General features: G+C 62.2%; 13 protein-coding genes. All 13 read right to left on the bottom strand.

Features of this window, described 5'->3' with window-relative positions; genetic code table 11:
* Positions 1 to 406: 406 nt before the first annotated feature.
* Positions 407 to 1,243, bottom strand: coding sequence for an indole-3-glycerol phosphate synthase TrpC (gene trpC / locus GIW02_RS17940; protein WP_236410665.1), 837 nt, complete (start codon positions 1,241 to 1,243; stop codon positions 407 to 409).
* On the bottom strand, positions 1,240 to 2,289 hold the full coding sequence (trpD, locus tag GIW02_RS17935) for an anthranilate phosphoribosyltransferase (protein WP_236410666.1): 1,050 nt from the start codon (positions 2,287 to 2,289) through the stop codon (positions 1,240 to 1,242). The genes trpC and trpD overlap by 4 nt, the downstream gene beginning before the upstream one ends.
* Positions 2,290 to 2,298: 9 nt before the next feature.
* Positions 2,299 to 2,892, bottom strand: a complete 594-nt coding sequence (locus tag GIW02_RS17930) for an aminodeoxychorismate/anthranilate synthase component II (protein WP_236410667.1) — start codon at positions 2,890 to 2,892, stop codon at positions 2,299 to 2,301.
* Between the two features lie 10 nt (positions 2,893 to 2,902).
* Complete coding sequence (gene trpE, locus GIW02_RS17925; RefSeq protein ID WP_236410668.1) at positions 2,903 to 4,384, bottom strand: anthranilate synthase component I; 1,482 nt, start codon at positions 4,382 to 4,384, stop codon at positions 2,903 to 2,905.
* A 70-nt stretch (positions 4,385 to 4,454) separates the two neighbouring features.
* Positions 4,455 to 5,273, bottom strand: a complete 819-nt coding sequence (locus GIW02_RS17920; protein WP_236410669.1) for a phosphoglycolate phosphatase — start codon at positions 5,271 to 5,273, stop codon at positions 4,455 to 4,457.
* Positions 5,270 to 5,944, bottom strand: coding sequence for a ribulose-phosphate 3-epimerase (gene rpe, locus GIW02_RS17915; protein WP_236410670.1), 675 nt, complete (start codon positions 5,942 to 5,944; stop codon positions 5,270 to 5,272). The genes GIW02_RS17920 and rpe overlap by 4 nt, the downstream gene beginning before the upstream one ends.
* A gap of 83 nt (positions 5,945 to 6,027) precedes the next feature.
* On the bottom strand, positions 6,028 to 7,176 hold the full coding sequence (locus GIW02_RS17910; RefSeq protein WP_236410671.1) for an iron-containing alcohol dehydrogenase: 1,149 nt from the start codon (positions 7,174 to 7,176) through the stop codon (positions 6,028 to 6,030).
* Positions 7,177 to 7,377: 201 nt separating this feature from the next.
* Positions 7,378 to 8,202 carry an ABC transporter permease gene (locus GIW02_RS17905; RefSeq protein ID WP_017739612.1) on the bottom strand — a complete coding sequence of 275 codons (825 nt, stop codon included), beginning with the start codon at positions 8,200 to 8,202 and terminating at the stop codon, positions 7,378 to 7,380.
* Positions 8,203 to 8,214: 12 nt separating this feature from the next.
* Positions 8,215 to 9,462 carry an ABC transporter permease gene (locus GIW02_RS17900; protein WP_236410672.1) on the bottom strand — a complete coding sequence of 416 codons (1,248 nt, stop codon included), beginning with the start codon at positions 9,460 to 9,462 and terminating at the stop codon, positions 8,215 to 8,217.
* Between the two features lie 163 nt (positions 9,463 to 9,625).
* A complete protein-coding gene (locus GIW02_RS17895) occupies positions 9,626 to 10,666 on the bottom strand; it encodes an ABC transporter substrate-binding protein (RefSeq protein WP_236410673.1) in 1,041 nt (346 codons plus the stop codon).
* Between the two features lie 44 nt (positions 10,667 to 10,710).
* Positions 10,711 to 11,823, bottom strand: a complete 1,113-nt coding sequence (locus tag GIW02_RS17890) for an ABC transporter ATP-binding protein (protein WP_101273252.1) — start codon at positions 11,821 to 11,823, stop codon at positions 10,711 to 10,713.
* Positions 11,824 to 12,037: 214 nt separating this feature from the next.
* The gene (locus GIW02_RS17885) at positions 12,038 to 12,667 is read right to left on the bottom strand and encodes a response regulator (RefSeq protein ID WP_032883847.1); all 630 of its coding nucleotides are present in this window, start codon (positions 12,665 to 12,667) and stop codon (positions 12,038 to 12,040) included.
* A 12-nt stretch (positions 12,668 to 12,679) separates the two neighbouring features.
* The gene (locus tag GIW02_RS17880; RefSeq protein ID WP_236410674.1) at positions 12,680 to 14,680 is read right to left on the bottom strand and encodes a sensor histidine kinase; all 2,001 of its coding nucleotides are present in this window, start codon (positions 14,678 to 14,680) and stop codon (positions 12,680 to 12,682) included.
* Positions 14,681 to 14,731 lie beyond the last annotated feature (51 nt).

Below are 14,731 nucleotides of genomic sequence, written 5' to 3'. Positions count from 1 at the left end.
TACTGGCTGAGTCATCTACACATACCTCTCTGGATAAACACAGAACCAAATGTGGGAGGGGGCTTGCCCCCGATGGCAGTGTGTCAGGTTCAAATGTGTTAACTGACCCACCGCTATCGGGGGCAAGCCCCCTCCCACATTTTGACTGCATTTCAAATGTTGACCGTGTTTCCGATCAATCGAGAGACCGGCACAAACGGCGGCCAGCAAGTCCTGCTCGGCGGCAGCCCTGCTTCGACAGTCATCATTACTGGCTGAGTCATCTACACATACCTCTCTGGATACACACAGAACCAAATGTGGGAGGGGGCTTGCCCCCGATGGCAGTGTGTCAGGTTCAAATGTGTTAACTGACCCACCGCTATCGGGGGGCAAGCCCCCTCCCACATTTTGATCGCATTTCACATCAATCGAGAGTGGAACCACTCACAGCCACACCACGCTCCGGGAAAAACAGACGCTGCAACTCCGCACCCGGGTTCTCGGCGCGCATGAAGGTTTCGCCGACCAGGAACGAATACACGCCGCTGATTTCCATCAACTCCACATCGGCACGGTTGACGATGCCACTCTCGGTGATCACCAGGCGGTCGCGCGGGATACGCGGCAGCAGGTCGAGGGTGTTTTCCAGGCTGACTTCGAAGGTGTGCAGGTTACGGTTGTTAACCCCCACCAGCGGTGTGTCGAGGGTTTTTAGTGCACGCTCCAGCTCATCGCCGTCGTGCACTTCGACCAGCACGTCCAGGCCAACGCTTTTGGCCACGGCCGCCAGCTCAGCCATCTTCACATCATCCAGTGCGGAGACGATCAGCAGCACACAATCGGCGCCCAAGGCGCGGGCTTCGACGATCTGGTACGGGTCAACCATGAAATCCTTGCGGATCACCGGCAACTTGCACGCAGCGCGGGCCTGCTGCAGGAACAGGTCGGAACCCTGGAAGTAGTCGATATCGGTCAGCACCGACAGACACGTCGCCCCGCCCTTCTCATAGCTCTTGGCAATGTCTTCGGGGATGAAGATCTCGCGAATCACGCCCTTGCTCGGCGAAGCCTTCTTGATTTCAGCAATAACGGCCGGCTGCTTGAGCTTGGCCTGGGCGATCAACGCGTTGGCAAAACCACGTGGTGCATCAGCCAGCTTCGCCTGGTTTTCCAGCTCAGCGAGGCTCACGCGGGCACGGCGCTCGGCGACTTCTTCGGCTTTGCGGGCCAGAATCTTTTCCAGAACGGTCGGGACACTCATCCTTCATTCTCCATCTTGAATACTGCGGTGAATGCTCCCAGCTCTTCGAGCTTTTCGCGAGCCAGCCCGGTGTGCAGCGCATCGTGGGCCAACGCGACACCTTCCTTGAGACTATAGGCATGGTCGGCTGCGTAAAGTGCCGCGCCAGCATTCAAAACAATCATTTCCGCAGCTTTTTGACCGTTCTCGGTCTTGCGACGCCCCAAGGCATCGCGAATCAGCTCCAGCGAGGCGGCCGGGCTTTCCACCGCCAGACCGTGCAGGCTCTGGCTCTTCATGCCCAGGTCTTCTGGCTCGACCCAGTATTCGCTGATCTGGTCGTTCTTGAGCTCCGCCACGAAGGTCGGTGCCGCCAGGCTGAATTCGTCCAGGCCGTCTTTGGAATGCACCACCAGCACATGTTTGCTGCCCAGGCGTTGCAGCACTTCGGCCAACGGGCGGCACAGTGCCTGGCTGAACACGCCGACCACCTGGTGTTTCACACCGGCCGGATTCGTAAGCGGGCCGAGCATGTTGAACAGGGTACGCAGGCCAAGGTCCTTGCGCGGGCCGGCGGCGTGCTTCATCGCACCGTGGTGGGATTGGGCAAACATAAAGCCGATGCCGACACTGTCGATGCAGCGCGCCACTTGTACCGCCGTCAGGTTCAGGTAGATGCCGGCCGCCTCCAGCAAGTCGGCGCTGCCGCTCTTGCCGGACACCGCACGGTTACCGTGCTTGGCCACGGTGCAACCCGCCGCCGCCACCACAAAGGACGAAGCCGTCGACACGTTGAAAATATTCGCGCCGTCACCGCCGGTGCCGACCACATCGACCACGCCGTCGAGGGTCTTGAGCTCAACCTTGTCCGCCAACTCACGCATCACCGAGACGGCGCCGACGATTTCGTCGATGCTCTCGCTCTTCATGCGCATGGCCATCATGAACGCGCCAATCTGCGCGTCCGTGCATTGGCCGGTCATGATTTCGCGCATCACATCGCTCATTTCAGCGGTGCTCAGGTCCAGATGGCCGACGATACGGCTCAGGGCAGTCTTGATATCCATGGAAAGTCCTTAGCGCGTGCCGCCGCTCTGCTTGAGAAAGTTGGCGAACAGCTCGTAGCCCTGCTCGGTCAGGATCGACTCGGGGTGAAACTGCACCCCTTCGATATTCAGTGTCTTGTGGCGCAGGCCCATGATCTCATCGACCGAGCCGTCTTCCAGCTGGGTCCAGGCGGTCAGCTCCAGGCAGTCCGGCAGGGTGTCGCGCTTGACCACCAACGAATGGTAGCGGGTCACGGTCACCGGCAGGTTCAGGCCATGGAACACACCCAAATCCTTATGGAACACCGGGCTGGTCTTGCCGTGCATCACTTGGCGCGCGCGCACCACGTCACCGCCAAAGGCCTGGCCGATGGATTGGTGGCCGAGGCACACGCCCAGGATCGGCAGTTTGCCGGCGAAATATTTAATCGCTTCGAGGGAAATGCCCGCCTCGGTCGGCGTGCACGGGCCCGGCGAAACCACGATGCGCTCAGGGTTCAGCGCGGCGATTTCGGCCACGGTCAGTTCGTCGTTGCGCACCACCTTGACCTCGGCACCCAGTTCGCCCAGGTACTGCACCACGTTGTAGGTAAAGGAGTCGTAGTTATCAATCATCAGCAACATGGGGGAAACCTCAAGAATTGGGGGTCTGTTCAGCCAGCGCAACGGCGCGGAACATCGCGCGGCGCTTGTTCAGGGTTTCTTCCCATTCGAGGGCCGGCACCGAGTCGGCGACGATCCCGCCACCGGCCTGCACGTGCAGCTCCCCGTCCTTGATCACCGCCGTACGAATTGCAATGGCGGTGTCCATGTTGCCGTTCCAGGCGAAATACCCCACGGCGCCGCCGTAGACGCCACGCTTGACCGGCTCCAGCTCGTCGATAATTTCCATCGCGCGAATTTTCGGCGCGCCCGACAAGGTGCCCGCCGGCAAAATCGCGCGCAGTGCGTCCATCGCGGTCAACCCGGCTTTCAGCTCGCCGGTGACGTTGGACACGATGTGCATCACGTTGGAATAGCGCTCGATCACCATCTTCTCGGTGAGTTTCACCGAACCGATTTCCGAGACGCGCCCGGTGTCGTTACGGCCCAGGTCGATCAGCATCAAGTGTTCGGCGATCTCTTTGTCGTCGCTGAGCAGGTCTTCTTCCAGCGCCAAATCCGCTTCTTCGGTCGCGCCACGCGGGCGGGTACCGGCAATCGGGCGCACGGTGATCAGGTTGTCTTCGACGCGTACCAGCACTTCCGGCGAACTGCCTACTACGTGGAAGTCGCCAAAGTTGAAGAAGTACATGTATGGCGTCGGGTTAAAGCAACGCAACGCGCGGTACAGGTCGATTGGCGCGGCCTTGAAGTCGATGGACATGCGTTGCGACGGCACCACCTGCATGCAGTCACCGGCAAGGATGTATTCCTTGATGGTATCGACTGCGCGCTCGTAGTCATCCTGGGTAAAGCTTGAACGAAAGATCGGGTCGGCAGCGGGCGGACGGCTGAGGTCCAGGCCGCGACGCGGGGTGATCGGCTGGCGCAGTTTTTCCAGCAACGCTTCGAGGCCGGCCTGGCCGTGCTCAAAGGCGTCGGCCTGGGACGGGTCGGCGAGCACGATGGCGTGCATCTTGCCGGCAAGGTTGTCGAACACTACCACCGCATCGGAGACCATCAGCAGAATATCCGGCACACCCAGCGGGTCCGGGTTCGGGCATTTGCCCAGGCGTTTTTCCACGTAGCGCACGCAGTCGTAGCCGAAATACCCGACCAGGCCGCCGTTGAAACGCGGCAAGCCAGGAATGGTCGGCACGTTGTAGCGCGCCTTGAAGGTTTCGACGAAGGCCAGCGGGTCTTCTACGTCATGGCTTTCGATCTCGACGCCGTCATGGGTGATGCTCACATGATGGTCGTGTACCCGCAGCACGGTGCGGCACGGCAGGCCGATGATCGAGTAACGGCCCCACTTCTCGCCGCCCTGTACCGACTCCAGCAGGTAGGAGTTGGGCTCGTCGGCCAGTTTCAGGTAGATCGACAGCGGCGTATCGAAGTCGGCCAGGGTTTCGCAGGCCAGGGGAATGCGGTTATAGCCGGCAGCGGCCAAACGCAGGAATTCTTCGCGGGTCATGATGTGCCTCGTGGCGTGAGGGTCTAACAGTCAGGTATGCAAACGTGCCGCAGGGCGCGGCCAGGATCAGTCAGGCGCGCCAACGCCAGCGGGCCAGGGCCTTGATGACTTTCATCCAGAGTTTGCGAGTGACCACCACGATGGAATTTCCAGAAGGGGACGGATCGGTATCGGGCAACGTTATCTCAGCGCCCGCTCCCAAGCAACCGGGGATTAACAGGCGCAGGTCATCAATCACCAGCGCCGGCGACTCTTCGGCGATTGGCCGGCCATGGTTGTAGCCGTAACTCAAGGCCACGCACTGCACGCCAGCCGCCTTCGCCGCCTGCACATCGCTGCGCGAATCGCCGACAAACAACGATTGGGACGCCGGGATATTGGCCATTTTCATCACGAAAAACAGCGCCGCCGGGTCGGGCTTCTTCTGCGCCAGGGTGTCGCCGCCGATGATCCAGCGGAAATACCGACCGATTTTCATCTGGTCCAACAGCGGCGCGACAAAGCGCTCCGGCTTGTTGGTGATCAGGGCCATTTCCACGCCCTGCTTGCTCAGCCATTTGAGGGTGTCACGCACGCCGGGGTACACCACGGTGAGTTCGTGGCCGTCTTCATAGGCAGCGTTGAACAGCTCCAGCGCACGCTCGGCCTCCACCTCATCGACACCGTTGGCGTCGATATCGTTGGCCAGGGCGCGGCGCACCAGCATCTGCACGCCATTGCCGACCCAGGTGCGTACCGACTCGATCCCCGCCGCCGGCCGACCAAGCTTGAGCAGCATGTCGTCCACCGCCGCCGCCAGGTCAGGCACCGAATCGATCAACGTACCGTCCAGATCGAACATCACCAGCCGTGGCAGTTTGCCGGGGAACAGCTGCTCGAAGCCGCTCATGGACGCGCCAGCGCCAGTTCTGCACGCATCTTGTCGATGACTTCCTGATAGTCCGGGGCGTTGAAGATCGCCGAGCCGGCCACAAAAGTGTCAGCACCGGCGGCGGCGATTTCACGGATATTGTTGACGTTGACCCCACCGTCGATTTCCAGGCGGATATCGCGGCCGGAGGCGTCGATCAATGCGCGGGCTTCGCGCAGCTTGTCGAGGGTGCCGGGGATGAACTTCTGCCCACCGAAACCCGGGTTGACGCTCATCAGCAACACCATGTCGACCTTGTCCATCACGTACTTGAGCACGTCCAGCGGAGTGGCCGGGTTGAACACCAGGCCCGCCTTGCAGCCGCCTTCGCGGATCAGTTGCAGGGTACGGTCAACGTGCAGCGAGGCTTCCGGGTGGAAGGTGATGTAGGTCGCGCCGGCGTCAACGAAATCGCCGATGATGCGATCCACCGGGCTGACCATCAGGTGCGCATCGATCGGCGCGGTGATGCCGTACTTGCGCAGTGCCGCGCAAACCATCGGGCCGATGGTCAGGTTGGGCACGTAATGATTGTCCATGACATCGAAGTGCACGAAGTCGGCGCCGGCGGCCAACACCTTGTCCACTTCCTCACCCAGGCGGGCGAAATCGGCGGAGAGAATCGATGGAGCGATAACGAAGGGCTGCATGACGCACCTTTTTGAGCTAAATCACGATGGCGCGCATTGTATACCTCATGCTTTGCTGCGCGCACCGTGACCTGGCTCAATGGCTAATAAGCTGCCCGGTAGATTTTCTCGATATCCGCCGCACTGAGCTTGCGCGGGTTGTTACGCATCAGGCGCTCGATACCCGCCGCCTCCGTGGCCATGCCGGCGATTGCGTCCTCGGGAACCCCGAAGCTGCGCAGCCCTGCCGGGATCTCGACTGCGGCGCAGAGTCGCGTCATCGCCTCGACCGCCTGATCGGCGGCATCGTTGACACTCAGCCCAGTCACATTCACGCCCATGGCCTGCGCAATGTCCTGCATGCGCTCCACACAGGCCAACTTGTTCCAGTGCATCACATACGGCAGCAGCAGCGCGTTGCTCACCCCATGGGCGATGTTGAACCGCCCGCCCAGCGGGTAAGCCAAGGCATGCACCGCCCCCACCCCGGCATTGCCGAACGCCATGCCGGCCATCAGGCTGGCGGTGGCCATGTCATCGCGCGCCTGCAGGTTGGCCGGGTTGGCGTAGGCCTTGGGCAGCGCGTTGGCAATCAGCTTGATCGCGCCAATGGCCAGAGCGTCGGTGATCGGCGAGGCATTCAGCGACAGGTAGGATTCGATGGCATGCACCAGCGCATCCACACCACTGGCGGCGGTCACACTGCGCGGGCAAGTCAGGGTCATTTGCGGGCTGATCAGCGCCACATCCGGCAGCAGGTAATCGCTGACGATGCCTTTTTTCAGCTGCGCAGCCTTGTCGGAGAGAATCGCCACATTCGTCACCTCCGAGCCGGTGCCCGCCGTGGTGGGGATCGCGATCAACGGCGGGCCCTTGCGCGGCACCTGGTCAACGCCAAACAAATCCGCCAGGGCGCCGTGGTAACCCGCATAGGCCGCCACGCTCTTGGCGATATCGATGGCGCTGCCGCCGCCCACGCCGATCAGGCCGTCATGCCCACCTTCGCGGTACACGCGCATGCAATCTTCGACAATCGCGATTTCGGGGTCGGGCAGTACGCGGTCGAAAATCTCGCAGGTGCGATCGCCCAAGTGTTCGAGCGCCAACGCCACGGTGCCGGACTTGACCAGCGCGGCATCGGTGACGATCAGCGGGTTATCCACATCCAGGCGCGTGAGTTCGGCAGCCAGTTGCTCGATGGCACCGGCGCCGGTCAACAGTTTGTGGGCGATCTTGAATGAGGAAGTACTCATGTGCGCGGCCTCTTATGGGTGGTGGGCTGGCACAAGAGTAGCTGACTGAAGCTGGTTGTCTTGCATTCACCCACTGAATGGACACAGAACCAATGTGGGAGCGGGCTTGCTCGCGAATGCGGTGGGTCAGCCGCTCATTGTTTGACTGACAGTCCGCATTCGCGAGCAAGCCCGCTCCCACATTTTGATCTCTGTTGGGCTTTAGACTTGCGCAGTTCGCAGCTTCTCGCTGCGCCCACGCAGCCATTCCAGGGTCAGCAACAGCAGCACCGAGAAGGCAATCAGCAAGGTCGCTGCTGCAGCAATTGTCGGGCTGAGGTTTTCGCGGATACCGCTGAACATCTGGCGTGGCAGGGTCGCTTGCTCGGGGCCGGCGAGGAACAGCGTCACCACCACTTCATCAAACGAGGTGGCAAAGGCGAACAACGCCCCGGAAATTACCCCCGGTGCGATCAGCGGCAAGGTCACCCGGCGAAACGCGGTCAACGGCGATGCCCCCAGGCTGGCCGCCGCCCGCACCAGGTTATGGTTGAACCCCTGCAAGGTCGCCGACACCGTGATGATCACAAACGGCACGCCGAGCACCGCATGCACCACGATCAGCGAGAAAAAGCTGTTGCCCAGGCCCAACGGCGCAAAGAACAGGTAGCTGGCCACGCCGATGATCACCACCGGCACCACCATCGGCGAAATCACCAGGGCCATCACCAGCGCCTTGCCGGGGAAATTGCCGCGGGTCAGGCCGATGGCCGCCAGGGTGCCAAACACCATGGCCAGCACCGTGGCCGCCGGGGCGACGATGATGCTGTTCTTGAGCGCACGCATCCATTCGGCCGAGGCGAAGAAATCCTGATACCAGTGCAGCGAGAAGCCCTGCAGCGGGTACACCAGGAAACTGCCGCTGTTGAACGACAGCGGAATGATCACCAGCACCGGCAAGATCAGGAACAGCAGAATCAACCCGCAGAGAATCCGCAAGCTGTAGAACCACACCCGCTCAACGGGCGACATATAAGGGCTCAGCATCGCAAGGTCTCCTCAGCTCAGGCGCAGGCGGCTGGCGCCCACCAGCCGGTTGTAGATCAGGTACAGCACCACGGTCGCCAGCAGCAGCAAGCCGCCCAACGCCGTCGCCATGCCCCAGTTGATGCTGGTGTTGGTGTAGAACGCCACGAAGTAACTGACCATCTGGTCGTTCGGGCTGCCCAGCAGTGCCGGGGTGATGTAGTAACCAATCGCCAGGATGAACACCAGCAAACAGCCGGCGCCGACACCGGCGTAAGTCTGCGGGAAGTACACGCGCCAGAAACTCGCGAACGGGTGGCAACCCAGGGAAATCGCCGCGCGCATATAAGTGGGCGAGATACCCTTCATCACGCTGTAGATCGGCAGAATCATGAACGGCAGCAGGATATGCACCATGGAGATGTACACACCGGTGCGGTTGAACACCAACTCCAGCGGCGTATCGATCAGCCCCAGGCCCATCAAGGCGCTGTTGATCAAACCACCGGACTGCAGCAACACGATCCACGCGGCCACCCGCACCAGGATCGAGGTCCAGAAAGGCAGCAGCACGAGGATCATCAGCAGGTTGCTTTTGCGTGCCGGCAGGTTGGCCAGCAGGTACGCCAGCGGATACGCCAGCACCAGGCAGATGGCGGTGATCACCAGGCCCATCCAGAAGGTACGGGCAAAAATGTCCAGGTAGATCGCCTGGTCCGGCGTGGCCGGGGCCACTTCGCCGAGGTCGTCGATGCGGTGATCGACGGCCGCCAGCAGGTAGAACGGCGTCAGGCTGCTAGTATTGCGCCGGATCGCCTGCCAGTACGCCGGGTCGCCCCAGCGTTCGTCGAGGGTTTCCAGCGCTTCTTTATAGGAGGCGGGCGTTTCGGTAAACGGCAGCGCCCGCGCGGTTTTGGTCAGCAGGCTGCGGTAACCCGCCAGTTCCATGTTCAAGCGCTTGGACAAATCGCCCAGGGTCTGGTTTTTGCGCGCCTCGCCCAGGTCCTCACTGAGGGCCTGGTACACCGGCTCGCCCGGCAGGCCACGACCGTCCCAGGCCGTGACCGCCACCACGGTGCGCGGCAGACCGCCCACCACTTCCGGGTTGCCGACGCTCTTGAACAGCAGCGCGACGATAGGCACCAGGAACACCAGCAGCAAAAACAGCACCAGCGGCGCAATCAAGGCCTGGGCCTTCCAGCGGTTGAGCCGCTCGGCACGCACCAGGCGCTGCTTGAGGGTGGGGCTGTTGACCTCGTTCGAGGGAACGGCGATGGCCATGGCTGACTCCGGATCTTGAAGATAAATGCAGGTCCCTTGTGGGAGGGGCGGTGCGACGATTCGACTTGCCCCCGATGGCGGTGGGTCAGTCAAACATGTATCAACTGAACCACTGCAATCGGGGGCAAGCCCCCTCCCACAGGGATTACATGGGTTGCATCAGTTACTTGGCCGCCCAGGAATTGAAGCGCTGCTCCAGCTGCTCACCGTTATCCGCCCAGAAGCTCACATCGATCTGCACCTGGTTGGCGATGTTTTCCGGGGTGGTCGGCATGTCCTTGAGCACATCCTTGGCCAGCAACGGCACGGCTTGGGTGTTGGCCGGGCCGTAGGCGATGTTTTCCGAGTAGGTCTTCTGCTGCTGCGGTGCGACCGAGAAGGCGATGAATTTCTTCGCCGCTTCGGCACGGTCCTTGGCCAGGCCTTTTGGAATGGCCCACGCGTCGAAGTCGTAGATGCCGCCGTTCCACACCACTTTCAGGTTGCTTTCTTTTTGTACGGCAGCGATGCGGCCGTTGTAGGCCGAGCTCATTACCACGTCACCCGAGGCCAGGTACTGCGGCGGTTGTGCGCCGGCTTCCCACCACTGGATCGACGGCTTGAGTTCGTCGAGTTTCTTGAACGCACGGTCCTGGCCGTCTTTGCCGGCCAGCACTTTGTACACGTCTTTCGGCGCCACGCCGTCAGCCATCAGTGCGAATTCCAGGGTGTACTTGGCGCCTTTACGCAGGCCGCGCTTGCCCGGGAATTTCTTGGTGTCCCAGAAATCCGCCCAGCTGGTCGGCGCGCTGCTCAGCTTGTCGGCGTTATAGGCCAGCACCGTCGACCACACGAAGAAACCCACGCCGCATGGCTGGATGGCGCCTTTGACGTAATCGGCGCTGTTGCCGAACAGTTTCGGGTCCAGCGGCTCGAACATGTCTTCGTCACAGCCACGGGACAGTTCTGGCGACTCCACCTCCACCAGGTCCCAGGACACGCTCTTGGTGTCGACCATGGCTTTGACCTTGGCCATCTCACCGTTGTATTCGCCGGCGACGATCTTGCCGTTGCCCGCACTTTCCCACGGTGCATAGAAGGCCTTGACCTGGGCCGCCTTGTTCGCGCCGCCAAACGATACGACGGTCAGGTCCGGGCCGGCCATGGCCTGTGTCGCGCCCATCAAGCTCAATGCCAGAACGGAATACTTCAAGGAACTCAACATTGTTGTTCTCTCCACGTGCAGGGTTGGTGAAGCCATGGGGGCGATTAGTTCGCCTCTAGAAGTGGGTCGAGTGCGCGAACGTGCTCGACTTGCCATCCAATCGGTACCACGTCGCCGACCGCCAGGGCCGGGTCCAGCTCGGCAATCGGTTGTTTCACAAAAAAATCGGCCTTGCCGCAGACTTCCAGGCGCACACGCACGTGGTCGCCCAGGTAGATGAATTCCGCGACCCGCCCGGAGAAACGGTTGACGCAACTCTCGCTGGAACCATTGAGGCTCACGCGTTCCGGGCGCACCGACAACGTCACCGGGCCGCCGACCTGGCCGACGTTCACCGCCAACGCCTCGACCTTCTCACCGCGCGCCAACTCGACCACGCAGCGGTCGCCGGTGTGGCTGTGCAGGCGGCCATTGAGGCGGTTGTTTTCGCCGATGAAGTTGGCGACGAAGGTATTTTTGGGTTCTTCGTACAAGGTGCGCGGCGCGGCGATCTGCTGGATCTCGCCCTGGTGGAACACCGCCACCCGGTCGGACATGGTCAGCGCTTCGCCCTGATCGTGGGTCACGTACACCACGGTCACGCCGAGGCGCTGGTGCAGGTGCTTGATCTCCATCTGCATGTGTTCGCGCAGTTGTTTGTCGAGGGCGCCCAGGGGTTCGTCCATCAGCACCAGTTGCGGCTCGAACACCAGCGCCCGGGCCAAGGCCACGCGCTGTTGCTGGCCGCCGGAGAGTTGCGCCGGGTAGCGCTGGGCGAAGGCGTCGAGCTGGACCATGCTCAGCACGCGTTTGACCCGCTCGCTGATATCGGTCTTGCTCAAACCACGCACCGACAGCGGGAACGCCAGGTTCTCGGCGACGGTCATGTGCGGGAACAACGCGTAGTTCTGGAACACCATGCCGATGTCACGCTTGTGCGGCGGCACGTTGTTGATCGACCGCCCGGCCAGCTGGATTTCCCCGGCGGTCGGCGTTTCGAAACCGGCGAGCATCATCAGGCTGGTGGTCTTGCCTGAACCGGACGGCCCGAGCAGGGTCAGGAACTCGCCCTTGCGAATCTCCAGGTTGAGGTCTTTGACGATCAGGTTCTCGCCGTCGTAGCTCTTCTGCACGCCACGAAAGCTGACCAGCACATCATTTGAATCCACCTCGCTCATACCCGCACCTTTGTGTTTTGGACTGCTGTGACACAAGCGTAGTCCAGGCGCGAGGCCCCGGAAATCGGGGGCCAGGAGAGAATCACATCAGCCGGATGGAAGGTTGGGGGTAGGGATCGCCCTACACGGATGGCGGGAATGGAACAGTGCCGGGGCGCCGCGCGCCGGGAATCGGCGCAGTGCCGCTCAGAGGGCGTCGCAAACAGGCATGTCGCTACAAAAGCTTGTGTTCCATGGCGTACTTCACCAGTTCCGCCAGCGAGGTGATATTGAGCTTTTGCATCAGCCGCGCCTTGTGGGTGCTGATGGTCTTGCTGCTCAGCGCCAGTTGCTGGGCGATGTCATTGACGTTGGCACCCTGGGCCAGGCGCTCGAATACCGAAAATTCACGTTCGGACAGTAATGAATGCAACGGGCGGGCATCGGTAAGGCCGACTTCGAAGACCATGCGGTCGGCCAGGTCCGGGTCGATATAGCGCCCGCCGGCCGCCACCTTGCGAATCGCCGTGAGCAGCAGCGCCGGGTCACTGTCCTTGGTTGCATAACCGGCGGCACCCACCTTCAACGCACGCGCGGCCATTTGGGCCTCGTCGTGCATCGACAACACCAGGATCGCTGGCGGGTTGCTCAACGCGCGAATCCGCGCAATCGCTTCCAGGCCGTTGACGCCGGGCATCGAGATGTCCAGCAACACCACCTCGCACGGCACGTGGCGCAGTGTTTCCAGCAACTGCTCGCCATTGCTCGCCTCGCCCACCACCAGCAGGTCTTTGGCCAGGCCGATCAATTGCTTGATGCCTTCTCGAACAATGGTGTGGTCTTCGGCTACCAGTACGCGAATCACAAGGCTTTCCTCTTATCGTTTTGCATCCAGCGGCACCGTGACACTCAGGGTGGTGCCCTCGCCCAGCTCGCTGTCCACGCTCAACTGCCCGCCCATGATCAGCACCCGCTCGCGCATGCCCACCAGGCCGAACGACACCGGCCGGCCTTGGGGCTGGACGAAGCCGACCCCGTCGTCGCTGATAGTCAGCCGCAGGTCCGTGCCTTCCACCGCCAGGGTCAGCTCGACAGTATGCGCCTGGGCATGGCGCATCACATTGGTCAGCGCTTCCTGCAGGATGCGGAACAGGCCGATGGCCTTGGCGTCACTCAGGGCCGGCAGGTTATCCGGAACCTGCACCAGACAGGGGATTTGCGTGCGCGCTTCGAAACGCCGCGCCTGCCACTCGATGGCCGAGGCGATCCCGGCGTCGAGAATCGGCGGGCGCAGCGCGGTTGCCACGTCCCGCACCAACTGGAACAGCTGGGCGATCAGGCGCTTCATGCTGTTCAAACGCTCGTACAGGCCAGGGTCCAGCTGCGCGTAAGCCAGTTCGCACATGGAGGTTTCCAGTTTGAGCACGGTGAGCATCTGCCCGAGTTCGTCGTGGACCTCGCGGGCGATGCGCGCTTTCTCTTCTTCGCGCACGGTTTCCAGGTGGGCCGACAGCTCGCGCAGTTGCGCCTCACTTTGCAGCAAGGCGGCCAGGGTGCGACGCAGTTCGGTGACGTCGTTGAGGTAGACCACCAGGTACTCAGCCTCGGCAAAGCGCAGAAAACTCAGCGACACGTTGGCTGGCAGGATGCTGCCATCGGCGCGGCGGCAATCGGTGGCGAAATTCTGCGGGCCGTCTTCGCTGGCGCGCGCGCGCTTCCACAGGTTGAGCCAGCGGTCCATGTCCAGGCTCGGGTCGAGGTCGACCAGGGGTCGCTCGATCAACGCGCCGGGGCCATAGCCGAGCATGCTTTCAGCCGCGCGGTTGGCGTAGCGCACATGGCTGTCCCAGTTGACCCAGAGGATGCCGACAGTGCTTTGGTCGATGGAAAACTGCGTCAGCCGCAACGCCTCGGCCCCTGCGGCACGCGCTGCGCTTTCTTCGCGGGCGGCCAGCAGGTCATGCTCCAACCCGCGCTGCTGGCGGCGCTGCCAGAACACAACAGCCAGGCTGGCGAGCAACAGCAGGCTCAGCAACAGGCTGAGGTTTTGCCACAGGCCCGGGGACTCCGATAGCCGTGGGTATTTGGGCTGCAGCCAGCGACTGTGCAGTTGGTCCAGGTCGCGGGCGGGGATGGCGCGCAGGGCACTTTCCATGATGCCGGCCAGCTCCGGCCATTCCCGGCGCGTGGCCACCCGCAGCAACTGCGGCAAACCGATATCGCCCACCACTGCCAGCCCAGCGAACTCCGCCTCGCCGGACAAGCGGCTCAACTGCGCTTCATCCACCACCGCGTACCGCGCCTGCTGGCTGACCAGCAACTGCAGGGCCTGGCGTTCCATGGGCACGCCTTGCAGGTTGAGCGCCGGGTAAGTGCTGCGCAGGTAATCGGCCACGGCACTGGGCATGCGCACGGCGACGCGGGATTGGTCATCGAGTTTTTCCAGCTCCACCGTCCCGGCGCCGTCGCGGATGCCAACTATATGCTGGGGCACGCGCATATAAGGGTCAGTGAATAACCACAGGCGCAAACCGGCGGGGGTCTGCTGCAGGCCGGGGGCGATGTCCACCTCGCCTTCGCGCACGGCCGCTTCAAGCTGTTCCTGATTGGGAAAATTGCGCCAGGACACGTCGATATTCAGCGCCTTGGCCAGCCACTGCATCAACTCGACATTGGCCCCGGACAAGCGCTGCAAGCGCCGGTCGTATTGCGCGAACGGCGCCTGCAACACCAGGCCCACCCGCAGCTCCGGGTGCCGGGCGAGCCATTCGCGCTGCTGCGCAGTGAGCTGCGCCTGTGGGGCAACAGGCACAGGGGCGGCCTTTGCCATCAAGGCAAAGCACAAACAGCCGATAACCAGCAGACAGCGAAAACCCATGATCCACGTCTCACATCACTGACAAATACTGACCAACCCATTAGGCTGCTG

This window comes from Pseudomonas syringae, assembly GCF_021606685.1.
In the GTDB taxonomy this organism is placed as follows: domain Bacteria; phylum Pseudomonadota; class Gammaproteobacteria; order Pseudomonadales; family Pseudomonadaceae; genus Aquipseudomonas; species Aquipseudomonas syringae_R.
Note: the sequence above shows the minus strand (reverse complement) of the source record. Positions and strands in the feature narration are given on the sequence as shown.

Excerpts from the sequence above, each read along its gene's own strand:
- GIW02_RS17905 (WP_017739612.1), bottom strand. The coding sequence starts at position 8,202 with ATGCTGAGCCCTTATATGTCGCCCGTTGAGCGGGTGTGGTTCTACAGC.
- GIW02_RS17890 (WP_101273252.1), bottom strand. The coding sequence starts at position 11,823 with ATGAGCGAGGTGGATTCAAATGATGTGCTGGTCAGCTTTCGTGGCGTG.
- GIW02_RS17930 (WP_236410667.1), bottom strand. The coding sequence starts at position 2,892 with ATGTTGCTGATGATTGATAACTACGACTCCTTTACCTACAACGTGGTG.
- GIW02_RS17880 (WP_236410674.1), bottom strand. The coding sequence starts at position 14,680 with ATGGGTTTTCGCTGTCTGCTGGTTATCGGCTGTTTGTGCTTTGCCTTG.
- GIW02_RS17895 (WP_236410673.1), bottom strand. The coding sequence starts at position 10,666 with ATGTTGAGTTCCTTGAAGTATTCCGTTCTGGCATTGAGCTTGATGGGC.
- trpE (WP_236410668.1), bottom strand. The coding sequence starts at position 4,384 with ATGACCCGCGAAGAATTCCTGCGTTTGGCCGCTGCCGGCTATAACCGC.
- trpD (WP_236410666.1), bottom strand. The coding sequence starts at position 2,289 with ATGGATATCAAGACTGCCCTGAGCCGTATCGTCGGCCATCTGGACCTG.
- GIW02_RS17900 (WP_236410672.1), bottom strand. The coding sequence starts at position 9,462 with ATGGCCATCGCCGTTCCCTCGAACGAGGTCAACAGCCCCACCCTCAAG.
- trpC (WP_236410665.1), bottom strand. The coding sequence starts at position 1,243 with ATGAGTGTCCCGACCGTTCTGGAAAAGATTCTGGCCCGCAAAGCCGAA.
- rpe (WP_236410670.1), bottom strand. The coding sequence starts at position 5,944 with ATGCAGCCCTTCGTTATCGCTCCATCGATTCTCTCCGCCGATTTCGCC.
- GIW02_RS17920 (WP_236410669.1), bottom strand. The coding sequence starts at position 5,273 with ATGAGCGGCTTCGAGCAGCTGTTCCCCGGCAAACTGCCACGGCTGGTG.
- GIW02_RS17910 (WP_236410671.1), bottom strand. The coding sequence starts at position 7,176 with ATGAGTACTTCCTCATTCAAGATCGCCCACAAACTGTTGACCGGCGCC.